This is a genomic window from Bradyrhizobium frederickii, assembly GCF_004570865.1.
GTDB classification, from domain to species: domain Bacteria; phylum Pseudomonadota; class Alphaproteobacteria; order Rhizobiales; family Xanthobacteraceae; genus Bradyrhizobium; species Bradyrhizobium frederickii.
In genome coordinates this window covers 33688-57174 of sequence record NZ_SPQS01000015.1, presented here as the reverse complement: position 1 = coordinate 57174, position 23487 = coordinate 33688, and the positions used below count along the sequence as shown (strand labels likewise).

Genomic DNA, 23487 nt, shown 5'->3' with positions numbered 1-23487 from the left:
TCGGCTTTCGGTTCAGTTGGGTGGTGGAGAGATGACTGCCGACGCACCGACAGGTCTGCCGCCGGCGGTGATGACGGTCGCGGGACCCTTGCCGCTCGAGCGCATCGAGGGCGAGGACATGGCCGCGAACTTCTCGCGCTTCAGCCGCACCTGGATCATGTGCGGGCAGCGGTGGTCGTCGTAATAGAGCTCCTGGCAGTGCATGCAGTAGATGCACTCATTGACGTTGATGTGCCCCTCGGGATGGATCGACTGCACCGGGCATTCCTTGGCGCAGCGTTGGCAGGGAGATCCGCATTCTTCCCAGCGCCGCAGCCATTCGAACGTCCTCAGGCGGCCGGGAATGGCAAGCGCCGCGCCGAGCGGGCACAGATAGCGACAGAAGAAGCGCTCGATGAAGAGGCCGATGACGAGAAGGGCGACGGCGTAGGCGACGAACGGCCAGCTGCGCGAAAACTTCAGGATGATCGCCGTCTTGAACGGTTCGACCTCGGCAAAGCGCTCGGCCATCTCAACGGAGTAGAGCGACAGGCCGAACAGCCCGAGGAAGATGATGTACTTGATCGGCCACAGCCGCTCGTGCAGTCCCCACGGCACCGTGATCTGGGGCACCTTCAGCCATTTGGCGGCCGTGTTGGTGAGCTCCTGGAGCGCGCCAAAGGGACACAGCCAGCCGCAGAACGGACCGCGGCCCCAGAACAGAAGCCCGCCGGCGGTAGCGGCCCACAGAATGAAGATTAGGGGAGCGGCGAGGAAGAACTCCCAGCGGAAGCCGGTCACCAGCGCATTGATGAAGGTGACGACGTTGACGACGGAGAGCTGCGCGTTGGCGTACCAGCCAAGCCAGACCAGAACGACGGCGAGATAGCCTCGTCGCACCCATGTGTACAACACCGGGCGGGCCACCAGCAGGTTCTGGAAGAAGAAGATGCCGGTGAGGGCGGCCAGCATGAATGCAGTGATGCCGATCGAGACCGTGCTCGACCGCCAGATCCGCATCCAGAGCGGCTCGTCTGCCTCCGTGGCCGGTGCGGCCGCAGCGCCTGCTTGCGAGGCCGGAGGCGCCGCACTCTCCGGCACCGTCACCGCGCGCTGCTCGCGACGTATGTAGCTGTCGGGCAGGGCGTAGCCGAGGTCGAAAGTCAGGAATGCCTTGTCGCGGCCGCCGAGGCTCCGCTGCACCAGCAGCTGAACCTGCCACGGCTGCGTCGGATCGAGGGTGAACTCGGGAGGGGTGACGAACAGGCCGATTTCCCTGAACTCGGGCGCGCCGATCGCGTCCACTGCACCAAGGCGTGTATGGTTGCGATCGCGGAAGCGGGTGCTGTTGCCTTCCTGCAGGATCTCGATGCGGTCGAAGATGCCGCCGCGGACATAGGCCGAACCCTTGAAAGAGTAGGGACCGTTGCCTGCGACGATGATCGCCTGCTGACCGGGCTTCAGGCCGTCCTTCAACCGTCGATAGCCGTCTTCGCCGAGCAGGCTGCGGCCGATTGTGGGCGCACTCACGAGCGCGACATAGAGGTCGATGAAGGTGTTGCTGGCCTCACCTGGTTCGGGGTACTGGGCCGCCGCCGCGCTGCCGGACTTTGCAAAGGCGTCGTTGATGTCGCCGATGCTGAGATGAAGCCGGCGTATCGATCCGTCGCCGACGAGACTCTCCCAGTCGCGGACTTCGCTCTGTTCGAGATCGAGCGTCTTGATGACGGGGGGCAAGGCTGCCGAAGCCGCAGCGGCGTCGCCGCCGCCAACGCGACCGCTTCGGATGAGCTTGGACGCCGCGCGGACGATACTGTCGCCCATCACCAGCACGGTGACGGTTGCGCCGCTCACGATATCGACCTGCGGCGGTCTCTCGGCCCCACTTGCGACAGGCTTCATGTCCTTGCCGATCAGACCATTCACGGCCGCGACGATGCGCGCTTCCGGAATGCCGACCAGCACGATCGGCTCCTTGTGATCGACCAGCTTGATGCCGGTGATGACACCCTTCGGGTCGATCCCGGCCAGCAGGTGAATGGGCTTGCCAGAATAGCCGACAGAGTTCGCGAAATCGGAGTTGAGGAAGACAAACCCCTGCAGCTGGTCGCCGCGGTACACCGGCACGATCGGCGGATCGCCTTGCGGGGGACCGAAGCGATCCGCTCCCGGGAAAAAGTCCGCAGGCGCAAGCTTCGGCAGATATGTCGGCAAATCACCGGCGGCGTAGACAGGCGAAATATATGTCAGACACATCAGCAGCAAGCCGGCGAGCGCTAACGCTGCAAGATTCGCGAAGGCGATCTCGTTACCCGGTCGCTTCGACATGTCGATTCAAATGCCATCTGCGCGGCCACCCGGACCGCGCATGCCTTGTGATTCTTCTTCGATGATTTGTCGCCGCTGACGTGCCACACTCATCGCGCACGTCGACCTCTGTCAAGCCGAACCAAGATATTTGTATTTGTGTCCTCGTGGAACCAAATCATCCGTTTGCATCGGGAACCCTCGCCATGCCGCTTTTGCGCACTTCATTGCTCAGCGCTGAGCCTGCTGGTGTATTGGAGTCTCTCGACGAGCTCTTTGCGCTAGCGCATGCAATGGAGCAGGAGGCCGCCGACAAGTACGATTCTCTTGCCGAAGACATGCGCGGGCAGGGCAAGGATGATCTGGCAGTGGTGTTCACACATCTCGCCGCCGCCGAGCGCGAGCACGTGGACAGTGTGACGCAGTGGTCGCAATCGCGCCGCGGCAAACGCCCGGATCCCGCCATGGTGCGCTGGGAGGCGCCGGAAGCGCTCGCCGCGGACGCTGCCGCCGAGGTGAAGACATCACGCTTGATGACGCCGTACCGCGCGCTCGCCATCGCAGTCCGCAACGAGGAGCGCGCCTTCGCCTTCTGGTCCTATCTGGCGGCCTACTCGCATGACCCCGAGGTCAAGAAGGCGTCCGAGGCGATGGCCAAGGAGGAACTCGGCCATGTTGCCACGCTGCGGAAGGAGCGGCGGCGCGCTTATCATCGCGAGCACGAACGGAGCAATGTCGAGACGGCGTTGCCTCAAATCGACGCGCCGCGGCTCGAACGTCGCCTGGTTGCGCAACTCGGCGATATGGAACAACGCCTGAGCGGGCCGGCGGCGGTCCGGATCCGGGACCTCCGCCAACAGACGGTCGAGATGGTCGACGCCGCCGCGGGTGTCGGGGGCTTTCCGGCGTCCATGGAACGCAAAGGCCCATTGGAGATCGCCGAAGCGCTCGTCGACGGCTACCTCGATGCCGCCGAGCGGTCGAACGACGCGGCCCATCTCGAAAGCCTGCAGCAGCTTGCCGAGCGCGCGATCTCAAGACTGGCCTGGCTGCGATCCCTTGCGATGGATTAGCGGCAGCCCGCCGCTCACGGCGGGTTTAGCTGCGCCGTTTAGGCGGCGGCGTTCCGGCCCAGATTCCATCCGCGTCCACCTTCGCCGAAAATCTGGTAGCCGCTATCCGTCACGGCAACCGTATCCTCGAGCTTGATGAAGCCGCGCTTTAGATGCTTCATCGTGGTCTCGATTGAGATCACCATGCCGGCTTCGAGAGGGCGGCGGGCGTCGCTGTCGTCATAGGGAACCGGACCCGTTGCGGTCAGGCGAGGGGCCTCGTGGCTGACGAGGCCCATGCCGTGGGCGAGGAAATCCGTGCAGTCGCGTTGGGTGATCTGCCCAAGCTGGCGTTCGGCCGCAACATAGATGTCGCCGCCCATCGCGCCCGGTCTGACCGCAGCAAAGGCGGCTCGCTGGACCGCCTCGATCTCGGCCAGATAGTCCTTCAACTCGGCATCCGGCTCGCCCAGAACCGCCATGCGCGCGACGTCGCCGATATAGCCGCGATAATTGCCACCGGAATCCAGCGACAACACCTCGCCGTGCTCCCAGCGCTGCGATGACGGGGCCCGATTATGGCTGCTGCCGCATGCAAGCAGGCAATACTCGAAGGTCAGGCCGCGGTTGGCTTCCGCAAGGCGCAACGCATCCGACAATTGCTGTTTGGTCGTACCCCGACCGTGACCACGGATCACTGCCAACATGGATGCAATGACGAGCTCGGACGCCGTCTTCAACTTCGCCAATTCCTCCGCCGATTTGACTGCTCGCAGCCGCTCCAGCACCAACACCGCGTCCTTGAGCTCGGCGCCGGGCAGGGCGTCGGCCAGCACCTTTCCTGCATCCATCGGCATGAACGGCATCTCGACCCCGACCCGCTTCGAGGGCACGCCCGCCTGACGCATTAGCTCTGCGGCGCGCTGGACGGCGTCCGTTGAGCCATTCGATTCGGTCCGGACCAGCGGTACCCAAGGCGGCGCGACGGTGCGCTGGTGGGTTTCCAGCCGGTGCCCGACATAGATCGACTTCTCCGGAGCGCCCTTGGCATAGACCAGCACCGGCAGATAGCGGCTGACGCCCAAGGCATCCATGTAGTCGAAGAAGATCGCCCGTTCGGCCCCCAGCAAGTATTGCACGTTGTGCTTGGAAGTCGCGATCAGGACGTCGAGGCCAGCCGCCTCCATGAGACGGTCAAGCTTGGCGGTATCGAACGGAATGGCGCGCGAGGCGGCACGAGCAACAGTTTCCTGCATGACGGACCTCCGGGTCGCCGCTGATCTGATCTTTCTTGGATTCCTGTCCGCGACCTCCGAGTTAACCGCCGGATGGTCGGTTGGCTCCAGATGTGGGCTGGAAGGAGGGTTCCTAATGGCTCAAGCAGCCGGCCGGTCGATCCACCTCACGCCCAATCCGTAATTCGCATAAGGTATATTATGGAATATCTTTATGTACAATCAGATCAATTATTTACACGAAACTCCTGCCATTTCGCCTTCACTGCCGCCGGCTTTCGGTCCGGGTCTCGAAGCCTGGTCCCGGTCCTCGGCGGCTACTGTGCATGGGGTTGTTTTTCAGATTTTGAATCGGCTCGATCTCTGCGAAGGCTGATATTGCCGTGACCATGGCCGGCTGCAATAAGCAGGACCTCGCGAGATCGCAGATGACCTTCTGGCCTTCCGTCCGTATAGGTTTGCGTCTCAGAACAACAACAAACCTTCCGAGGAAGCAGACCCATGGTCTTTTCGACGCGCTTTTCCCGACGCACGCTTCTCAAGGCCTCCGCCGCGACTGCGGTCCTGGGCGGCCTCAGTGCGCCCCATGTGGCCCGCGCCCAGAGCGCCGAGTTCACCTACAAATACGCCAATAACCTGCCCGACACCCATCCGCTGAACGTCCGCGCCAAGGAGATGGCCGCGGCGATCAAGAGCGAGACCAACGGCAAGTTCGACCTCCAGATCTTCCCGAACAACCAGCTCGGCTCGGATACCGACATGCTGAGCCAGATCCGCTCCGGCGGCGTCGAGTTCTTCACGTTGTCGGGCCTGATTCTGTCCACCCTGGTGCCGGCCGCGTCCATCAACGGCATCGGCTTCGCGTTCCCGGACTACGACACGGTCTGGAAGGCCATGGACGGCGATCTCGGCGGCTTCGTTCGCGGCGAGATCAAGAAGGCCGGCCTCGAGGTCATGGACAAGATCTGGGACAACGGCTTCCGCCAGACCACGTCGTCGACCAAGCCGATCACCGGTCCTGACGACCTCAAGGGCTTCAAGATCCGCGTGCCGGTGTCGCCGCTGTGGACCTCGATGTTCAAGGCGTTCGACGCCGCGCCCGCCTCGATCAATTTCAGCGAGGTCTATTCGGCGCTGCAAACCAAGATCGTCGAAGGCCAGGAGAACCCGCTGGCGATCATTTCGACCGCCAAGCTCTACGAGGTGCAGAAGTACTGCTCGCTGACCAACCACATGTGGGACGGCTTCTGGTTCCTGGCCAACCGCAGAGCCTGGGAAAAGCTGCCGCAGGACGTGCGCACCATCGTCGCCAAGAACATCAACGCCGCCGCGGTCAACGAGCGCGCCGATACCGCCAAGCTCAATGCCAACCTGCAACAGGAGCTCGCGACCAAGGGCCTGACCTTCAATCAGCCTGCGGTGGCGCCCTTCCGCGACAAGCTGCGGTCCGCCGGCTTCTATGCCGAGTGGAAGGGCAAGTATGGCGATCAGGCCTGGGATCTCCTGGAAAAGGCCGTCGGCAAGCTGTCGTAACGCGCGTTGGGGCCATCATGGCTCGTGTCGAGGTCGAGATGATCGCAGTGGTGGGCGAGGCGGCATTTGAGCCCCCTCGCCGACCATCGTTGCTGGCTTCGCTCGAGCGCCTGCTCGGTCTCGTCGTCGAAATCCCCGCCGCGATCCTGGTCGTCGCCGAGATCGTGATCCTGTTTGCCGGCGTGGTCGCGCGCTACGGCCTGCACCGGCCGCTGATCTGGTCGGACGAGCTCGCCTCAATCCTGTTCCTGTGGCTTGCCATGCTGGGTGCGGCGGTTGCGTTCCGCCGCTCCGAGCACATGCGCATGACCGCAATCGTCGCCAGCGCGCGGCCGGCCATGCGGGCCTATCTCGATCTGGTCGCGACCGCTGCGGCCCTGGCGTTCCTGCTCCTGATCGTCTGGCCCGCCTGCGACTACGCCTATGAAGAAAGCTACATCACGACGCCGGCGCTCCAGATCTCCAATATGTGGCGCGCCGCCGCGCTGCCGGCCGGCATCGGGCTGATGGCGGCCTTTGCCTTGCTGCGGCTGCTGCGCGCGGCCGATTGGCGGATGGTCGCGGCGGCCGTCGCCACGGTTGCCGTCGTGATCGGCCTGTTCTGGCTCGCCGAGCCGTCGCTGCGGCCGCTCGGCAATCTCAACCTCGTGATCTTCTTCGTCGGCGTCGCCGGCTTCTGCGTCTTTGCCGGCGTTCCCATTGCGTTCGGCTTCGGCCTGGCGATCTTCGGCTATCTCGCGCTGACCACGCGCACGCCCGTGATGGTCTTGGTCGGGCGGATGGACGAGGGCATGAGTCACCTCATCCTGCTCTCGGTGCCGCTGTTCGTCTTCCTGGGGCTGCTGATCGAGATGACCGGCATGGCGCGGGCCATGGTGGCGTTCCTGGCGAGCCTGCTCGGCCATATCAGGGGCGGCCTGCACTATGTACTGGTCGGCGCCATGTACCTGGTCTCGGGCATATCAGGCGCCAAGGCCGCCGACATGGCGGCCGTCGCGCCCGTGCTGTTTCCGGAGATGAAGCAGCGCGGCGCCAAGCCCGGCGACCTCGTCGCGCTGCTGGCGGCGACCGGCGCCCAGACCGAGACCATTCCGCCGAGCCTCGTGCTGATCACGATCGGCTCGGTCACCGGCGTGTCGATCGCCGCCCTCTTCACCGGCGGCCTTCTGCCCGGCGTCGTGCTCGCCATCACCCTCTGCATGCTGGTGTGGTGGCGCTACCGCCACGAGGACATGAGCCACGTCCGCCGCGCCACGGGTGGCGAGATCGGCAGGACCTTCGTCGTCGCCCTGCCCGCGCTCGCACTGCCCTTCGTGATCCGCTATGCCGTGGTCGAGGGCATCGCGACCGCGACCGAGGTCTCCACCATCGGCATCGTCTATGGTGCCCTGGTCGGCCTCCTCGTCTACCGCCGGTTCGACTGGCGGCGGCTGCTTCCGATGCTGGTCGAGACCGCGGCGCTGTCGGGCGCGATCCTGCTGATCATCGGCACGGCGACCGGCATGGCCTGGGGCCTCACCCAATCCGGGTTCTCGCGCTCGCTGGCCGCGGCCATGACCGGATTGCCCGGGGGAGCTGCGACCTTCATCGCCGTCTCGATCCTGGCCTTCACCATCCTCGGCAGCGTGCTGGAAGGCATTCCGGCGATCGTGCTGTTCGGACCGCTGCTGTTTCCGATCGCCCGGGCTGTCGGCGTGCACGAGGTGCACTACGCCATGGTGATCATCCTCGCCATGGGCATCGGACTATTCGCGCCGCCCTTCGGCGTCGGCTATTATGCCGCCTGCGCCATCGGACGCGTCGACCCGGCCGAGGGTATCCGGCCGATCTGGGGCTATCTGCTGGCGCTGCTGGCGGGATTGATCATCGTCGCGATCTTCCCCTGGATCTCGATCGGATTCCTTTGAGGCGCGGCGGTTTAAGGAGGGTGTCGATGAGCGAGCGGCAGAACCAGTACGATATCGGCCTCGACAAGACTCCCGCCAATTACGTGCCGCTGAGCCCGCTGAGCTTCCTCGCGCGCAGCGCCGCCGTCTATCCCGATCATGTCAGCACGGTCTATGAGGGCCGCAGCTTCAAGTGGGCTGAGACCTATGAGCGCTGCCGGCGGTTTGCGTCCTGGCTCGCGCGCAAGGGCATCGGCGTCGGCGACACCGTCGCTGCGATGCTGCCGAACATCCCGGCGATGAACGAGGCGCATTTCGCCGTGCCCATGACCGGCGCCGTGCTCAACGCGCTGAACATCCGTCTCGATGCGCCGTCGATCGCGTTTCAGCTCGACCATGGCGGCGCGAAGATCATCCTGGTCGACCCCGAGTTCTCGGGTGTCATCACCGACGCGCTGGCGCAGATGACGGGCCCCAAGCCGCTCGTGGTCGACGTCGACGATGCATCGTTCAAAGGCGGCAGCCGCATCGGCGAGATCGAATATGAAGCGGCCGTCGCCGCGGGCGATCCGAACTTCGCCGCGATCACGCCAAACGACGAATGGGACGCGATCGCGCTGAGCTACACCTCGGGCACGACGGGCAATCCCAAGGGCGTCGTCACCCATCATCGCGGCGCCTATCTGAACGCCGTCAGCAACATCCTTGCCGGTGGTCTCGGCCAGCATCCGGTCTATCTCTGGACGCTGCCGATGTTCCATTGCAACGGCTGGTGCTTCCCGTGGACCCTAGCGGCCGCCGCCGGCATCAATGTCTGCCTGCGCAAGGTCGAGCCGAGCAAGATCTTCGAGCTGATCAAGGCGCACGGCGTCACCCATATGTGCGGCGCGCCGATCGTCTACAACACGCTGATCAACGCGCCCGATGCGCCCAAAGGCAGCGGGGCCCGCCGCGTCGTCGGCCTGATTGCCGGCGCCGCGCCGCCGGTCGCCGTGCTGGAAGGCGCCGAAAGCATCGGCATCAAGCTCACTCATGTCTACGGCCTGACCGAAGTCTACGGCCCCGCCTCCGTCTGCGCCGAGCAGCCCGGCTGGGACGAGCTCCCCGCGCCCGAGCGCGCGCGCATGAAGCGCCGGCAGGGCGTGCCCTACCCGCTCGAGGAGAGCGTCACCGTCATCAATCCGCAGACCATGAGGCAAGTGCCGCGCGACGGCGAGACCATCGGCGAGGTCATGTTCCGCGGCAACATCGTGATGAAGGGCTATCTCAAGAACGAGAAGGCGACGAGGGAAGCGTTCGAGGGCGGCTGGTTTCACACCGGCGATCTCGGCGTGCTCGACGAGCACGGCTACGTCATCATCAAGGATCGCTCCAAGGACATCATCATCTCCGGCGGCGAGAACATCTCCTCCGTCGAGGTCGAGGACATTCTCTACAAGCACCCGGCCGTGCTGTTCGCCGCCGTGGTCGCAAAGCCCGATCCGAAATGGGGCGAAGTGCCCTGCGCCTTCGTCGAGCTGAAGGACGGCGCCAGCGCCAGCGAAGCCGACATCATCGCCTTCTGCCGCTCGCACATGAGCGGCTTCAAGACGCCGAAGGCCGTCGTGTTCGGACCGATCCCGAAGACCTCGACCGGCAAAATCCAGAAATTCCTGCTGCGCAACGCGGTCGGATCGGCGAAGGCGATCTCGGCCTGAGCTGATTGCGGAATACCTTCCGCCCGCACACCTGAAGGCGGCGGGCGGAAGGCCTCATCCTCACATCTTCTTGTAGGCGTCGACGATCGCCTGACCGTCGGCGCCGGCCTTCTTGAGCCAGTCGGCCGTGAGCTGCTCGCCGAGCTTCTGGAAGCCGGCCTTCAACGCCGGGCTCGGCGGCTCGACATTCATGCCCTTTGCCTTCAGCTGGTCGAGGTACCAGGTGCTCTTGTCCTGCCAGGCCTTCCAGCCGCGGGTTTCGGCCGTTGCCGCCGCATTGAGGATGGCCTCCTGGGTCGGCTTGTCGAGCGCGTCGAACGCGGCCTTGTTGACGAAGGTGTAGTCCTTGGGAATCCAGGCTTGAACGTCGTAGAAATACTTCAGCGACTCCCAGGCCTTCGCGTCGTAGCCCGTGCCGCCCGACGACATGAAGGAATTGACCACGCCGGTCGCCAGCGCCTGCGGCAGTTCGGCAGCCTGGATCGTGACAGACTGCGCGCCGACCAGCTCGCCGATGCGCGCGGTCCCGACGTTATAGGCGCGCCATTTCAGGCCCTTCATGTCCTCGATCGTCGCGAGCGGCTTGTTGACATAGACGCCTTGCGGCGCCCACGGCACGACAAACAGCAGCTTGAGGCCCTGCGCATCGAGCTTCTTGACGATCGCAGGTTTGGAGGCCTGATACAGCTTCATCGCGTCCGGGAAGCTGGTCGCCAGGAACGGCACGACGTCGATGCCGAACAGTGGATCCTCGTTCTCGTGGATCGAGAGCAGCACTTCGCCCATCTGCGCCTGACCGGTGACCACCGCGCGCTTGATGTCGGGTGCCTTGAACAGCGAGGCGCCGGGATGGACGGTGATCTGCAGCTTGCCCGACGTTGCGGCCTCGACGTCCTTGGCGAAGGCGACGAGGTTCTCGGAGTGCGGATTGTCGGCGGGATAGGCCGCCGGCAGATTCCATTTGGTCTGGGCCAAGGCGGGCGTTGCCGCCAGAATTGCGCAGGCCATCAGGCCCGCACCGATGAAACGAGACTTCATTGACTTCTCCTCCCGGTCAAATTGTGGCTTCGTCAGTCTGGAAAAGCGAGCTTGGGCAGGAACATCACGATTTGCGGATATTCCGTGATGATGAACACGGAGGCGAGCAGCAGCACGAAAAACGGGAAGGCCGCCCGTGCGACGGTGAACGTATCGCGGCCGCTCATGTTCTGGAGCACGAACAGATTGAAGCCGACCGGCGGGGTGATCTGCGCCATCTCGACATGTATGATGAGATAGACGCCGAACCAGACCAGATCGAGGCCGGCCTGCTTGACCATGGGCAGCACGATGACCGCGGTCAGGACGATCATCGAGATGCCGTCGATCAGGCATCCCAGGATGATGTACATGATGCTGAGATAAAGCGCGAGCATCCCCGGTGTGAGCTGCTGCCCCTGCACCCAGGTGGCGAGCGCCGCCGGAATGCCCGTATAGGCCATCGCAGCCGTGGTGTAGGCGGCGCCTGCCAGGATCAGCATGATCATGCAGGTCAGGCGCGTGGCGCTCATGATGCTCTCGAGGAAGTTTTTCCGCGTGAGCGTGCCGCTCCACCAGGCCAGCAGCAATGCGCCGGTGACACCCCAGGCTGCGCATTCGGTTGCGGTCGCAAAGCCAAGCACGAGCGAAAGGAAGACCGCGAAGATCAGCAACAGGCACGGTACGAGCTTGGCGGACTCCTGCAGCTTCCGGCGAAACGGCATCGGCGGATCGCGCGGTGGAATCTTGGTCGGGTTCAGCAGCGACCAGATGATGATGTAGCCGGAATAGAGCGCCATCACCAGCACGCCCGGCAGGAAGCCGCCGAGGAACACCTGCAGCACGGAGACATTGGCCGTGACCGCGTAGACCACCATGGGGATCGAGGGCGGGATCAGGAGACCGAGCGTCCCCGAGCCTGCGAGCGATCCGAGGCTCAGGCCCTTGTCGTAGCCGCGCTTGTCGAGCTCGGGCAGCGCGATCTTGCCGATCGTCGCACAGGTCGCCGCCGAAGAGCCCGACACTGCCGCGAAGATGCCGCAGCCGATCACGTTGACATGAGTGAGGCGCCCGGGCAGCCATTGGACCCAGGGCGACAATCCCCGGAACATCTCTTCCGACAATTTGGTGCGGAAGAGGATCTCCCCCATCCAGATGAACAGCGGCAGCGCGGCCAAGGTCCACGACGAGCTGGCGCTCCAGGTGGTGGTCGCAAGCACCGCGCCGAGCGGCAGGCTCGTGGTCAACGCCATCGCCACGAAGCCGACGAGCCCGAGCGAGACCGCGATCCAGACGCCGCTTCCGAGCAGCACGATCATGACGCCGAGCAGGATGAAGGACAGCTCGATCATGCCGAGATTGGCCATGGTCAACCTCCGCCGCCCTGCGAGATGCGCTCGATGAATTCGTCCGGCGTCTCGTCCGGCGAGCCCTTCTCGTAGCTTGGGCGGCCGCCGCCGACGACATTGACCATTTCGTCGATGAGCGCGATCGACAGGATCGCAAGCCCGCCGGCGAAGCCGAGCTGGGGAATCCAGAGCGGAAGCGCGACCACGCCCTGCGCCATATCGTTGAAGCGCCAGGAATCGTAGGTCATCTGCACGGCAAAGCGGGTGAAATAGAGAATGAAGGCGGTGGCGATACCGAGCGCCACGATCTCAGCAGCCTGCTTGGTTCGCCCGTGCAACCGTTCCAGCAGCAGGCCGACGCGGATCATCTCTCCGCGCTTGAAGGTATGCGCAAGGCCGAGGAAAGCCATCGCGGCCATGCACCACGACGCGAAATCATCGCCGGCCGGAATGTTGATCGCAAATTGGCGTCCGACCGACATGACCATCATGATGGCAAAGATCGCAACCAGGAAGACGCCGGCGGCGTAGCCTGCCCCGAGATAAAGAAGATCCAGCGCGCGCCGCACCAGTCCCCCAGCCGTTACGTCGTCCCCTGCCACGCAATCCCATCCTCACACGGAGGCGTTTCGGCGGGCCCGGCGATCGCATATCGCGCATCGCCGATCCTGCCTCAATATCGCCCTTGGCCAACGCCCTGTCTTTCAGACGTTAGATCAACATGATGGAGCCGACGCAAGCAAGGACTATGCCTGCCGGCGGCGGAATTTCCACCGCGGGTTCAATGCGTCTCCAGGCGCAGCCCGTCAAAGGCGGGCACGACGCCCGCGGGCAGCGATTGCCGGATGACCTCGTAATCGACGTCGGCGGTCATGTTGGTGATGACGGCGCGCTTTGGCTTGAACCGCTCGATCCAGGACAGCGCGTCGTTGATGCTGAAATGGCTGACATGGCTGGTGTAGCGCAGGCCGTCGACGATCCAGAGGTCCAGATTTTTCAGTGCATCCCAGCTCTCGCGCGGGATGTCGTTGAGGTCGGGTGTGTACGCTGCATTTCCGATGCGATAGCCCAGCGCGGGAATGTTGCCATGCTGGACCAGAAAGGCCGTCATCGTCACGGCGCCCCCCTTCCCCAGGATGGTCTGGCTTTCGCCGGCCTCGATCGAATGCCGCGTCAGGATCGGCGGATAGTCGCTGCCCTCCGGCGAGATGAAGCAATAGGAGAAGCGCGACAGGATGTCCTTGGCGGTCGACTGGTTGAAATAGGTCGGGATGCGGCGGCGCATGTGCATCACGACCGATCGCAGATCGTCCATGCCGTGGGTCTGGTCGGCGTGCTCATGCGTCAGGAACACCGCGTCGATGTGATCGACATTGGTCGAGAGCAATTGCTCGCGCAGGTCCGGCGAAGTGTCGATCAGGATGCGCGTGGTGCCGTGCTCGGATTTCCGTTCGACCAGCAGCGAGCAGCGGCGGCGGCGGTTCTTGGGATTGTCGGGATCGCAGGCGCCCCAGCCGAGCGCCGGGCGCGGCACGCCGGCGGAGGAGCCGCAGCCCAGGATCGTCAATGTCAGCGTCATGCGGCTCCCAGTCTCAAGCCTTCACCTTCGAGAACAAGCGGAAGAAGTTTTCGCTGGTCTGGCGCGCGATCTCGTCGACCGACACCCCGCGCGTCTCGGCCAGGACTCTTGCGACCTCCACCACATAGGCCGGTTCGTTGCGTTTGCCGCGGAACTTGCCCGGCGCAAGATAGGGCGAGTCGGTTTCGACCAGGATACGATCGGACGGCAGTTCGGCCGCGAGCGCGCGCAGGGCTTCCGACTTCTTGAAAGTCAGGATGCCCGTGAAACCGATATAGAGCCCGAGCGACACCGCCTTCAATGCCAGCTCGCGCCCGCCCGTGTAGCAATGCAGCACGGCACGGAACGATCCCTTGGCCGCCTCGTCTTCCAGGATGCGGGCGCAGTCCTCGTCGGCTTCGCGGGTGTGGATCACCAGCGGCAGGCCGGTGGCGCGGGCGGCGGCGATGTGGGCACGAAAGCCCCTCGCCTGCGCCTCCGGCGAGCCGTTATCGTAGAAATAGTCGAGCCCGGCCTCGCCGAGCGCGACGACTTTGGGATGCTCCGTCAACGCAACCAGCTCGTCCGGCGCGATGCCGTCCTCCTCATCCGCATGGTGCGGATGGGTGCCGACGGAGCAATAGACGTCGTCGTAGCGTTCGGCGATAGCAAGAAGCTGATGCAGCTTGCGAACCCGAGTCGAGATCGTGACCATGCGCCCGATCCCGGCCGCCCGTGCCCGCGACACGATCCCGTCGAGATCTTCCGCAAAGTCGGGAAAATCCAGATGGCAGTGGCTGTCGACCAGCATCGGCGAATGCCTCTAGGCCGCCGGCTCGATGTAGCGCGGAAACGCCGGCGTCGGAGCCGGCAGCGTCGAGCCCGGCGCGATCCGCTTGGCACCGCCGAGCATGGCGAAGCTGCGCTCTCCCTCGGGGATACCGAGGCTGTCGAGCAGCTTGCTGGAAGCGGCCGGCATCGCCGGCTGAGCCAGGATCGCGATCTGGCGCACGACCTCGGCGGTGACGTAGAGCACCGTCTTCTGCCGGGCCGGATCGGTCTTGGCGAGCGCCCACGGCGCCTCGCCGGCGAAATAGCGGTTGGCCTCCGCGACCACGGCCCAGACGGCGTTGAGCCATTGGTGGATCTGCTGCGTCGCCATGGCTTCGCGTGACGCGGCCACCATGCCGTCGGCCATCGCGAGCATCGCCTTGTCGTTGTCGCTGAACTCACCGGGCTCGGGCAGCACGCCGCCGAGCTGCTTGGCGATCATCGACAGCGAGCGCTGCGCCAAATTGCCGAGATCGTTGGCAAGGTCGGCGTTGATGCGCGCGACGATGGCCTCGTGATTGTAGTTGCCGTCCTGTCCGAACGGCACCTCGCGCAGGAAGAAATAGCGCATCTGGTCGACGCCGTACTGGTCGGCGAGGTTGAAGGGATCGACGACGTTGCCGACCGACTTCGACATCTTCTCGCCCCTGTTGAACAGGAAGCCGTGGGCATAGACCCGCTTCGGCAGCGGGATTCCGGCCGACAACAGGAATGCCGGCCAGTACACGGCGTGGAAACGGATGATGTCCTTGCCGATGATGTGCACGTCGGCCGGCCAGTAGCGCCAGTTCTTGTCGCTCTCGTCGGGGAAGCCGACGCCGGTGATGTAGTTGGTCAGCGCGTCGACCCAGACATACATCACGTGCTCTTCGTCGCCGGGCACCTTCACGCCCCAGTCGAACGTCGTGCGTGAGATCGAGAGATCGCGCAGGCCGCCCTTGACGAAGCTGACCACCTCGTTCTTGCGGGAATCCGGCCCGATGAAATCGGGATGATCCGCATACAGCTTGAGCAGCTTGTCCTGGTACGCCGACAGGCGGAAGAAGTAGCTCTTCTCCTCGACCCATTCGACCGGCGAGCCCTGCGGTCCGAGCCGCACGCCGTCATCGTTCAGGCGCGTCTCGTCCTCGGCGTAATAGGCCTCGTCGCGCACCGAGTACCAGCCGGCATAGGTGTCGGCATAGATGTCGCCGTTCGCCTCCATGCGCCGCCAGATCTCCTGGCTGGAGCGATGATGCTGCTCCTCTGTGGTGCGGATGAAGCGGTCGAACGACACGTTCAGGCGCTCGTCCATTTCCTTGAAGCGGCCGGCGTTGCGGGTCGCGAGCGCGGCGGCGGACATGCCTTCGCCGGCCGCCGTCTGGACCATTTTCTGGCCGTGCTCGTCGGTCCCGGTCAGGAAGAACACGTCCTTGCCGTCGAGCCGCGCAAAACGCGCCAGCACGTCGGTCGCGATCGCCTCATAGGCGTGACCGATATGGGGGCTGCCATTGGGATAGGCGATGGCGGTCGTGATGTAGAAGACGTTGTCGCGCGCGGGGGCGGCAACGGGCGCGGCAGCCTTTGGTGCAGCTGCGGGCGCTGCGGGTTGCTGAGTTGCGGCGGGCTTCGGCGCGCGCGGCGCCTTCGGCTTGGCAGCTTTCGGCGGCGCCACGACGGGAGCCGGCGCCGCGATCGCCGCAGGCGGAATGACCCTGGGCTTCTCGGATACCTTCTTCGCCGGAGCCTTGGTTGGTTTTTTGGCTGGCGTCTTGGCTGCCGTCTTGGCCGCCTTCTTCACCGCCTTCTTGGCGACGACCTGTTTCTTCGCAGCCTTCTTGTTAGCCTTCTTCGACGTCTTCGCTGCGCTCTTCGTCACGCCGGACGTCTTGGTCTTGGCTACCTTCTTGGAAGCTTTGCGCGCACGGGCCTTCGTCGCTTTCTTCGCGGCAGTCTTGACGGCCTTCTTCGCAGCCTTCTTGCCGCTCTTGCGCTTGACGGTCTTCTTAGCTCGCGTTGCCACCACGAATTCCTTTACCGGCTTCTCGAAAATTTGGAAACGAACCTGCGCCTAGCGCGTTGCGTCCGCCAGCCAGCCGAACACCGAGAAAACCAAGGGCTTGCGCTCCAGATTGTAGGTTTCGGTGTCGCGCGCGGCGCGGACGATCTTTTCCCATACCTCGCTTAAGCGCGCAAGGCGCGGCAGGTTCTGGTTCGCATTGGCCTCGTCCGCATACAGGCGTTCGGCGATCCAGCGATCAATGCCGTCGATGAAGGCGGCGAGCGCGACGCGGTCGCTGGTGGGAAGCGAATCGCCGAGCGTGTGCAATTCGCGCGGGTCGACCTGCGGCAGGCGCGCCAGCAGCGCGGCCGTACGCTGCTGGAGCTTCAGCGCATCGCCGCCGAGCAGAGTCAGGGCCCGTGCAACGCTGCCCTCGGAGGCCTCCGCCGCCTCGCGCAGCGCGGGATCGCTCGCATCGAGTTCGGCGGCCGCAGCCGCAGCCTCGATCACGTCGTCGGTTGCGAGCGGCCGCAGGCGCAGCTTGCGGCAGCGCGACTGGATCGTGGCGAGCACGCGCGCCGGCGCGTGGCTCACCAGAAGGAACAGCGATTGCTGCGGCGGCTCTTCGAGAATCTTCAGAAGCGCGTTGGCCGCGTTTGGATTGAGCTCGTCGACGGTGTCGACGATGCAGACCCGCCAGCCTTCGGCCGCCGCCGTCGAGCCGAAGAAGCCGATCGTCTCGCGGGTCTCGTCCACGGTGATCACGGTGCGCATCACGCCGCGATCATTGGCGGTCCGCTCCAGCGACAAGAGGCCGCCATGCGAGCCGGCCGCCACCTGCCGCGCCACGGCGTCATCCGGATCGATCGCAAGGTCTTGGGCGTGCTGCACGGCGGGCGCCAGCGGCTGGCCATGGGCGAGCACGAAGCGCGCCATGCGATAGGCCAGCGTCGCCTTGCCGATCCCTTGCGGCCCGCCGATCAGCCAGGCATGCGGAATCCGCCCGCTGCGATAGGCCGTCAGCAGCGCCGTCTCGGCCTCGCGATGACCGAACAGGCGGCTGGTCTCGCGCGGATGCGGAATGGCGCTTTCGCGCTCGGACTGGCGCGGGCTCATGCTGAAATCACCGAAGCCGGTGTGGGAAGGAGACGATCGCGCAACGCAGCCCAGACCCGGGCCGCGACCGTGTCAGGGTCGGAATTGGCGTCGATCAGCACGCAGCGCGCCGGATCATCCGCAGCGATCTTGCGATAGGCTTCGCGCAGGCCCTGGTGAAAGCTGAGCTGCTCGCTTTCGAACCTATCGGGCGTGCCGTTGCCGCGGCGCGCGGCGGCGCGTTGGAGGCCGATCTCGACCGGCAGGTCGAGGATGATGGTGAGATCCGGCTTGAGATCGCCGATCGTGACCCGCTGCATCGCATTGATCAGGCCTTCAGGCACGCGGCCGAGGCTGCCCTGATAGGCCCGCGTCGAATCGGCGAAGCGGTCGCACAGCACCCAGACACCCTGGTTGAGCGCAGGCAGGATCACGGTGCGGACATGATCGTCGCGCGCGGCGGCAAACAGCAGCGTCTCCGCCTCCGGGCCGAGCAGCCTGCCCATCCCCGACAGCACCAGGTGACGCATGATCTCGGCGCCCGGCGAGCCGCCCGGCTCACGCGTGACGCGGATGCGGAGCTTGGCCGCCTTGAGGCGGTCGGCGAGCTTCTTGATCTGGGTCGACTTGCCGGTGCCCTCGCCGCCTTCAAAGGTGATGAAGCGTCCGCGTCCGGACGGTCGCTGTCCCGCGCTCTCACTCATGATCAGAGCTTCTCGGCGCCTGCGCGGAACATGCCGATCACGAGCTCGCTGGCGCCGTCGAGCGCGCGCCGCACGGTCGAGCCGGTGCCGATCGCTTCGGCCGCATAGACCGGCGTCTCCACCGCGATGTTGCCGCTGCGCCAGACCCTGACCACGCCGACCTTCTGGCCGGCTTCGACCGGCGCCCGCACCGGGCCGCTGTAGACGACGCGCGCGATCAGCTTGTCGCTGCCGTTCTTGTGCACCATCACCTTCACCGGAGTTTTGGCGACGAGCTTGACCGAGCGGCTCTCGCCGCCGAACACCTTGGCGTAGCCGACGGGCTGGTCGGCCGCGATCAGCGTGCGTGTCTCGAAATTGCGAAAACCCCATTCCAGCATCTTCTTGGCTTCGGTGGCGCGATCGTCGGGGTCGTCCAGTCCGTTGACGACGACGATCAGCCGCGTGCCGTTCTGAACGGCCGAGCCGACCATGCCGTAGCCGCCTTCTTTGGTGTAGCCGGTCTTCAGACCGTCGGCGCCTTCCATCGAATTGAGCAGCGGATTGCGGTTGGGCTGGCGGATCTTGTTCCAGGTGAATTCCTTCTCGCCGAACAGTTTGTAGAATTCGGGGAAGTCCAGGATGATGTGCCGGGCGAGCATGCCGAGCTCACGCACCGTCATCTTGTTGGCGGGGTCGGGCAGCCCGTTGGAATTGCCGAAGGTCGACCTGGTCATGCCGAGCTCGCGGGCGCGCTTGGTCATGAAGTCGGCCGCGAAGATCTTCTCGTTGCCGGCCATGGCTTCGGCGAGCGCGATGCAGGCGTCGTTGCCGCTCTGGATGATCGCGCCGCGCAGGAGATCGTCGACCGAGACCTTGCTGTTGATGGCGGCAAACATGGTCGAGCCGCCCGAGGGCGCACCGCCCCGCCGCCAGGCATTCTCGCTGATCCGGTACTCGTCGGTCAGCTTGATGTCGCCCTTCTTGACGGCATTGAAGACGACTTCCGCCGTCATCAGCTTCATCATGCTGGAGGGCGCGCGCAGCTCGTCGGCGTTCTTCTCGAACAGCACGCTGCCGCTCGTGGCTTCGATCAGGATCGCGGTCGGAGCATCGCCGTCGAAGCCGGCATCGTCGGCCTTCTTGGCGCCCTGGACGCTCTGGTTGGCGGCCAGAAGCGCCCCGCTCCAGCCGACGCTTGCCACCAGGATCGTCGCCATCAGGCCGCGCGCCAGCGCTCCGGCGGTGAACCGGGTGCGACGTAGCGAAAGAAGACGACATGCCATGGCCAAGCCCTGAGAGCAGCGTTCTAACAGCTGGAATCGGCGCGAACAACGCGACGTTGGACGCCTGCCCAGAGATTGCACGATTCTCGCCCTACCCCTATCGTGGCACCTCACCTTTGCCGACCAAATCCCTGAAACAAGGCGGAAAAGCGATGTCCTCCACCCGCACGATCAAGGCCAACGGCATCGATCTCTTCATCCGCGAAGCCGGCCAGGGTCCGCTGGTGGTGCTATGCCATGGCTGGCCGGAGCTGTCCTATTCCTGGCGCCACCAGATCCCCGCGCTCGCCGCCGCGGGGTTTCATGTCGTCGCCCCCGACATGCGCGGCTATGGCCAGAGCGCCGCGCCGCCTGACGTGAATGCCTATTCGATCTTCGACACGGTCGGCGACGTGGTCGGCCTGGTGCAGGCGCTCGGCGAGACCAGGGCGATGGTGGTCGGCCACGATTGGGGCGCGCCGGTCGCCTGGCATGCGGCGCTGTTCCGGCCCGACATCTTCACGGCGGTCGCGGGCCTGAGCGTGCCGCCGCCGTTCCGCGGCCGCGGCAAGCCGCTCGACCTGCTCCGCCAGGGCGGCGTCACCAATTTTTACTGGCAGTATTTCCAGGCGCCGGGTGTCGCCGAGGCCGAGCTCGAGCGCGACGTTGCCCGCACCATGCGCATCGTGCTTGGGGGACGTGGCCTGGCCGACCCAACCGCCGCGATGTTCGTGCAGGAGGGCAAGGGCTTTCTCAGCCACGCGACCGCCGAGGAACCGCTGCCCGGCTGGCTCAGCGAGGCGGATCTAGCCTATTTCACCGAGAGCTTCCGCAAGTCCGGCTTTCGCGGCGGGCTGAACTGGTACCGCAACATCGATCGCAATTGGGAGCTGACGGCGCCCTGGCAGGACGCGCAGATCCGTCAGCCTTCGCTGTTCATCGCAGGCTCCAGGGACGCCGTCATCACCGGTCTGATCGGCGCCAAGCGCGTCAACGAGCTCGAACGCGTGCTGCCGAATCTGAAGCAAAAGCTGATCATCGAGGGCGCCGGCCATTGGGTGCAGCAGGAACGGCCCGACGAGGTGAACGCGGCGCTGGTGGCTTTCCTGAGGGAGAGCGCGGGCTAGTAGAGCCCGCGGCCGCTCAGGATGTTGCGCGCCTCGGCGGCACCGTCGGACGCGGTGTCCGTCGCGAAGCGGCCGTCCTCGTCGTAGGACACGGCGCGGGCGTTCTGGAGCGCCCGGCCCCGGCTGCGGCTCGAGGCCGACATCTCCGAGGTCGCATTGAGCGAGGCCATGTCGGCCGAGGTGCTGCCGAGATTATAGGGCCGCCCCTCCGGCATCGGCACGTCGCCGCGAATGGCACCGCGGCTCGCCCCCGGCAATTCCGGCACGAAAGGCTTGGCCGAGGCGACCCGGACCATCGAGGGCGACGGCGCCGGAACGCCGGTGCGCAGGGTCGCCAGAAGCTGGCGGTCGTCGGAGCCTTCGAGTGGCGCCCTGCCGACATATTCGACGCGGACCTTGGCAACACCATTTCCTTTGAATTCAAGGAGTTCGGCGGCCTTGTTCGAGACGTCGATGAGACGGTTGCCGTGATAGGGCCCGCGGTCATTGACGCGGACGATCAGCGACTTGCCGTTCGAGATGTTGGTCACTCGGGCGTAGGACGGCATCGGCAGGGTCGGATGCGCCGCGGTCAGCGAGGTCATGTCGAACACTTCGCCATTGGCGGTCAGGCGGCCGTGGAAATCGTCGCCGTACCAGGACGCCATGCCCTCGGCACGATAGTTGACGTCCTCCTCCGGCACGTAGGTGCGGCCCGCCACGACATAGGGCTTGCCGACGCGGTAGGTGCCGCCGCCCTTCGGAACAGGGTCCCCGAAGGCCACAACCCGGGGGCTCGACGACACGCCGTATTTCGGATCGACGCGGCTGGCGAATTTGTTGGAGGAGGCGCAATTGGCCAGCGCAACGCAGGCTGCGACCGCCGCAACACCACGCGCGGCCCGCAAAACCGAATCTGACCGTCGGATCCCCATTCGCCCCAAATACCACTTTGCCGGAGGCGTACCCAACCCGCTTTGGCTACGGGAAGCGCTCTGTCCGGTCATCTGATCCGAAGCGGCCCACCACCGTCTCGGAAGCGGTAACGATAACGCAACCCGAACACGGCGGAAATGGGGAGCCCACGGCGATCCCGCCGGGATGGTAAACGGGACGTTCGCATTTTTCCGTTGTTCTACGGAACGAGGGCGCCTGCGCTGTGCCACAGCTGGACATTCTGTTGCGCCAAATCCTCACTCCATCCCCATTGTCGCGCCGCTCACGGGAATTCTTTTGACTGTGCAAGGCCGCCCGCGTTCTCTCGGATGCAAGGGCGGGATTTGGAATTTAACGATGATCGAGACGGTTTCGGCACTGATGGGTCTGGTAAGCGCGGGGATCTTCCTGGCCCATGCGTTTGAAGGCTACCGCACGAGGGCCTGACGGCACTCGCGCGGGACGGCAAGCATCACCTCTTTCAAGGCGGCGCGTTCGGACAATTTTAGTCGATCCGATCGAGCATCAAAGACGAGAGCGGCAGGTGTCCCATGCGCAATCATGACCTGGTATCTGACGGCTTCCTGGCATTGACCGCCGGCGGCCTGGTCCTGCTCTGCTCGAGCCTCGTGGCCCTGGCCTTCGCCTGAGGGCCACCCTCTCCTTCCCGCGCACTCAGCGCAGGCCCAGCAGGGAGCGGCGATAGAGGCCGCCGCGGGCCTCGCTCTGGCAGACGAAGCTGCCGTCGAAGCCCTCGCCGTACCGCTTCTGACCCTTGCGGTAGTAGACGCCCTTCCTGAAATCGAGCCAGACCACCTTGTCTTGCGGACAATGACGCTGCGCCTGCGCCTCGTAGCGAAACGGCGTCAGCGGTGTCGCGAAGACCTCCGCGGAGCCGGCGCCCACCATGATCGCGCCGGCGAGCGCCATCCGACCGGTCCATCTGCCGAAGCCGCTTCGCGTCACTCGCCCGCCTTCCCGATCCGCGTCGCCATGCGACGGCCCACGACAACGGTAGCACGAAATGGCGCGCGGAAGGCGCGAGTTGCGCAGCGCTTCCACCGGCGTCTTGTCGGGTTGGAGGAAAGCGGCATCCGGCGCACGCACGCCGCGTGAGAGGCAGCGGATCGCCGTCTATTGCTTGTCTGCTTCGAGCTGCGCGAGCGCCTGATGCAGGCACTCCTGGAGCTTCTGCGCGACCTGCTCACGCGCGACGCCCCTGGCGGCAAGATCGGCCGATACCTTGTCCACCACGTCGTTCATCGTCTGGTTCTGCAAATAGTCCGTCACCAGCGTCGTTGCGTAATTGTCAGCGGCATCGCCGTTCAGGCCAAGTCGGCCTGCGGCCCAGAGGCCGAGCAGCTTGTTGGACCGGGCCGTGGCCCTGAACATGAGTTCTTCGTCGTGGACGAATTTGGCCTCGAAGCCCTGCTCGCGCTTGTCGAACGTGGTCATGGTCAGCTCCATTGCGCTTTCGCTGATGGGAATCGGACTGGCTGGTTGCGAACGTCTCCGCGGTTCAGATTCATCTGAAGCTTCCTCCCGGACGGCAAAGGCCGTCAAGCCACCCGTTGCGCGGCACAACGCGAAAGCGCCCACCGGCAGGAAAGGCCGGCGGGCGCGTCTGGGATCAATTCAGCGATCTGGCTGGATGAGCGCGGATCTGGCTGGATGAGCGCGTTGGCTCAGCTCTTCGCTCAGCCCTTGGCCGCGGCGGCTTCGCGCGCAAGGCGCTCGGCTCTGAGCCGCTCCTTGTTGGCGTAAAACGCCTTCTGCGCCGCTTCATGGTCGCGCATGGCCTTTTCGGCCTCGATCCGGCGTGCCGCATCACGCGCCTGGCGCTGCTCGGGGGTCAGGGGTTTGCGTCGGAAGGAAACGTCCTCAGTCATGGCGACATAACGCGGCTGCGAGGAAAGAGTTCCTCGCCCCCCGTACCCGCCTTCAAACAAAATCCCGAAAAACAACCCCATGCACAGT

Annotated in this window: 20 protein-coding genes; 5 read left to right on the top strand and 15 right to left on the bottom strand. The window is 65.0% G+C overall.

Features of this window, described 5'->3' with window-relative positions:
- Nucleotides 1–12 precede the first annotated feature (12 nt).
- A complete protein-coding gene (locus tag E4K64_RS24745; RefSeq protein ID WP_235884775.1) occupies nucleotides 13–2235 on the bottom strand; it encodes a NosR/NirI family protein in 2223 nt (740 codons plus the stop codon).
- A gap of 257 nt (nucleotides 2236–2492) precedes the next feature.
- On the opposite strand from E4K64_RS24745, the gene E4K64_RS24740 reads away from it, so the two are divergent.
- Nucleotides 2493–3359, top strand: a complete 867-nt coding sequence (locus E4K64_RS24740) for a ferritin-like domain-containing protein (protein ID WP_135165835.1) — start codon at nucleotides 2493–2495, stop codon at nucleotides 3357–3359.
- Between the two features lie 38 nt (nucleotides 3360–3397).
- Here the strand turns inward: E4K64_RS24740 and E4K64_RS24735 are convergent, their stop codons facing one another.
- Entirely contained in the window at nucleotides 3398–4594 is a 1197-nt protein-coding gene (locus E4K64_RS24735; protein WP_135165834.1) for a M24 family metallopeptidase, read from the bottom strand.
- A gap of 480 nt (nucleotides 4595–5074) precedes the next feature.
- Between E4K64_RS24735 and E4K64_RS24730 the strand changes: the two genes are divergently transcribed.
- The 3 genes from E4K64_RS24730 to E4K64_RS24720 are packed head-to-tail and all read left to right on the top strand — an operon-like array spanning nucleotide 5075 to nucleotide 9689.
- Nucleotides 5075–6106, top strand: coding sequence for a TRAP transporter substrate-binding protein (locus tag E4K64_RS24730; RefSeq protein ID WP_135165833.1), 1032 nt, complete (start codon nucleotides 5075–5077; stop codon nucleotides 6104–6106).
- A gap of 17 nt (nucleotides 6107–6123) precedes the next feature.
- Nucleotides 6124–8013 (top strand): TRAP transporter large permease, encoded by a 1890-nt coding sequence (locus tag E4K64_RS24725; protein WP_135165832.1) that lies wholly within the window; start codon nucleotides 6124–6126, stop codon nucleotides 8011–8013.
- A 26-nt stretch (nucleotides 8014–8039) separates the two neighbouring features.
- Nucleotides 8040–9689, top strand: a complete 1650-nt coding sequence (locus E4K64_RS24720) for an acyl-CoA synthetase (RefSeq protein ID WP_167772235.1) — start codon at nucleotides 8040–8042, stop codon at nucleotides 9687–9689.
- 60 nt (nucleotides 9690–9749) lie between these two features.
- Here the strand turns inward: E4K64_RS24720 and E4K64_RS24715 are convergent, their stop codons facing one another.
- From E4K64_RS24715 to E4K64_RS24675, 9 genes are all read right to left on the bottom strand, one after another.
- Complete coding sequence (locus E4K64_RS24715; protein ID WP_135165830.1) at nucleotides 9750–10727, bottom strand: TRAP transporter substrate-binding protein; 978 nt, start codon at nucleotides 10725–10727, stop codon at nucleotides 9750–9752.
- 32 nt (nucleotides 10728–10759) lie between these two features.
- On the bottom strand, nucleotides 10760–12073 hold the full coding sequence (locus E4K64_RS24710) for a TRAP transporter large permease (RefSeq protein WP_135165829.1): 1314 nt from the start codon (nucleotides 12071–12073) through the stop codon (nucleotides 10760–10762).
- Nucleotides 12074–12075: 2 nt separating this feature from the next.
- Nucleotides 12076–12657 carry a TRAP transporter small permease gene (locus E4K64_RS24705; RefSeq protein WP_135165828.1) on the bottom strand — a complete coding sequence of 194 codons (582 nt, stop codon included), beginning with the start codon at nucleotides 12655–12657 and terminating at the stop codon, nucleotides 12076–12078.
- 179 nt (nucleotides 12658–12836) lie between these two features.
- Complete coding sequence (locus E4K64_RS24700) at nucleotides 12837–13634, bottom strand: MBL fold metallo-hydrolase (protein WP_135165827.1); 798 nt, start codon at nucleotides 13632–13634, stop codon at nucleotides 12837–12839.
- 13 nt (nucleotides 13635–13647) lie between these two features.
- On the bottom strand, nucleotides 13648–14424 hold the full coding sequence (locus E4K64_RS24695; RefSeq protein ID WP_135165826.1) for a TatD family hydrolase: 777 nt from the start codon (nucleotides 14422–14424) through the stop codon (nucleotides 13648–13650).
- Between the two features lie 12 nt (nucleotides 14425–14436).
- Complete coding sequence (gene metG, locus E4K64_RS24690; RefSeq protein WP_135165825.1) at nucleotides 14437–16446, bottom strand: methionine--tRNA ligase; 2010 nt, start codon at nucleotides 16444–16446, stop codon at nucleotides 14437–14439.
- A 48-nt stretch (nucleotides 16447–16494) separates the two neighbouring features.
- The gene (locus E4K64_RS24685) at nucleotides 16495–17541 is read right to left on the bottom strand and encodes a DNA polymerase III subunit delta' (RefSeq protein ID WP_135165824.1); all 1047 of its coding nucleotides are present in this window, start codon (nucleotides 17539–17541) and stop codon (nucleotides 16495–16497) included.
- Entirely contained in the window at nucleotides 17538–18224 is a 687-nt protein-coding gene (gene tmk, locus E4K64_RS24680; RefSeq protein ID WP_126257653.1) for a dTMP kinase, read from the bottom strand. The genes E4K64_RS24685 and tmk overlap by 4 nt, the downstream gene beginning before the upstream one ends.
- 2 nt (nucleotides 18225–18226) lie before the next feature.
- Nucleotides 18227–19489 carry a D-alanyl-D-alanine carboxypeptidase family protein gene (locus E4K64_RS24675; RefSeq protein WP_167772234.1) on the bottom strand — a complete coding sequence of 421 codons (1263 nt, stop codon included), beginning with the start codon at nucleotides 19487–19489 and terminating at the stop codon, nucleotides 18227–18229.
- Between the two features lie 152 nt (nucleotides 19490–19641).
- Here E4K64_RS24675 and E4K64_RS24670 point away from each other — a divergent pair, with 152 nt between their 5' ends.
- Nucleotides 19642–20595: an alpha/beta fold hydrolase gene (locus E4K64_RS24670; RefSeq protein ID WP_135165822.1), complete on the top strand. Its 954-nt coding sequence runs from the start codon at nucleotides 19642–19644 to the stop codon at nucleotides 20593–20595.
- On the opposite strand, the gene E4K64_RS24665 is transcribed toward E4K64_RS24670, so the two are convergent.
- The 4 genes from E4K64_RS24665 to E4K64_RS24645 form a co-directional block, all read right to left on the bottom strand.
- Complete coding sequence (locus tag E4K64_RS24665) at nucleotides 20592–21509, bottom strand: septal ring lytic transglycosylase RlpA family protein (protein WP_135165821.1); 918 nt, start codon at nucleotides 21507–21509, stop codon at nucleotides 20592–20594. The two genes, E4K64_RS24670 and E4K64_RS24665, sit on opposite strands and share 4 nt — an antisense overlap.
- Before the next feature lie 676 nt (nucleotides 21510–22185).
- Nucleotides 22186–22476, bottom strand: a complete 291-nt coding sequence (locus E4K64_RS24655; protein ID WP_135165820.1) for a hypothetical protein — start codon at nucleotides 22474–22476, stop codon at nucleotides 22186–22188.
- Between the two features lie 168 nt (nucleotides 22477–22644).
- Nucleotides 22645–22965 carry a DUF1476 domain-containing protein gene (locus E4K64_RS24650; protein WP_167772233.1) on the bottom strand — a complete coding sequence of 107 codons (321 nt, stop codon included), beginning with the start codon at nucleotides 22963–22965 and terminating at the stop codon, nucleotides 22645–22647.
- A gap of 242 nt (nucleotides 22966–23207) precedes the next feature.
- Nucleotides 23208–23399 carry a hypothetical protein gene (locus tag E4K64_RS24645; protein WP_126257812.1) on the bottom strand — a complete coding sequence of 64 codons (192 nt, stop codon included), beginning with the start codon at nucleotides 23397–23399 and terminating at the stop codon, nucleotides 23208–23210.
- Nucleotides 23400–23487: the final 88 nt, after the last annotated feature.

Excerpts from the sequence above, each read along its gene's own strand:
- E4K64_RS24745 (WP_235884775.1), bottom strand. The coding sequence starts at position 2,235 with ATGTGTCTGACATATATTTCGCCTGTCTACGCCGCCGGTGATTTGCCG.
- E4K64_RS24740 (WP_135165835.1), top strand. The coding sequence starts at position 2,493 with ATGCCGCTTTTGCGCACTTCATTGCTCAGCGCTGAGCCTGCTGGTGTA.
- E4K64_RS24735 (WP_135165834.1), bottom strand. The coding sequence starts at position 4,594 with ATGCAGGAAACTGTTGCTCGTGCCGCCTCGCGCGCCATTCCGTTCGAT.
- E4K64_RS24730 (WP_135165833.1), top strand. The coding sequence starts at position 5,075 with ATGGTCTTTTCGACGCGCTTTTCCCGACGCACGCTTCTCAAGGCCTCC.
- E4K64_RS24725 (WP_135165832.1), top strand. The coding sequence starts at position 6,124 with ATGGCTCGTGTCGAGGTCGAGATGATCGCAGTGGTGGGCGAGGCGGCA.
- E4K64_RS24720 (WP_167772235.1), top strand. The coding sequence starts at position 8,040 with ATGAGCGAGCGGCAGAACCAGTACGATATCGGCCTCGACAAGACTCCC.
- E4K64_RS24715 (WP_135165830.1), bottom strand. The coding sequence starts at position 10,727 with ATGAAGTCTCGTTTCATCGGTGCGGGCCTGATGGCCTGCGCAATTCTG.
- E4K64_RS24710 (WP_135165829.1), bottom strand. The coding sequence starts at position 12,073 with ATGGCCAATCTCGGCATGATCGAGCTGTCCTTCATCCTGCTCGGCGTC.
- E4K64_RS24700 (WP_135165827.1), bottom strand. The coding sequence starts at position 13,634 with ATGACGCTGACATTGACGATCCTGGGCTGCGGCTCCTCCGCCGGCGTG.
- E4K64_RS24695 (WP_135165826.1), bottom strand. The coding sequence starts at position 14,424 with ATGCTGGTCGACAGCCACTGCCATCTGGATTTTCCCGACTTTGCGGAA.
- E4K64_RS24685 (WP_135165824.1), bottom strand. The coding sequence starts at position 17,541 with ATGAGCCCGCGCCAGTCCGAGCGCGAAAGCGCCATTCCGCATCCGCGC.
- tmk (WP_126257653.1), bottom strand. The coding sequence starts at position 18,224 with ATGAGTGAGAGCGCGGGACAGCGACCGTCCGGACGCGGACGCTTCATC.
- E4K64_RS24675 (WP_167772234.1), bottom strand. The coding sequence starts at position 19,489 with ATGGCATGTCGTCTTCTTTCGCTACGTCGCACCCGGTTCACCGCCGGA.
- E4K64_RS24670 (WP_135165822.1), top strand. The coding sequence starts at position 19,642 with ATGTCCTCCACCCGCACGATCAAGGCCAACGGCATCGATCTCTTCATC.
- E4K64_RS24665 (WP_135165821.1), bottom strand. The coding sequence starts at position 21,509 with ATGGGGATCCGACGGTCAGATTCGGTTTTGCGGGCCGCGCGTGGTGTT.
- E4K64_RS24650 (WP_167772233.1), bottom strand. The coding sequence starts at position 22,965 with ATGACCACGTTCGACAAGCGCGAGCAGGGCTTCGAGGCCAAATTCGTC.
- E4K64_RS24645 (WP_126257812.1), bottom strand. The coding sequence starts at position 23,399 with ATGACTGAGGACGTTTCCTTCCGACGCAAACCCCTGACCCCCGAGCAG.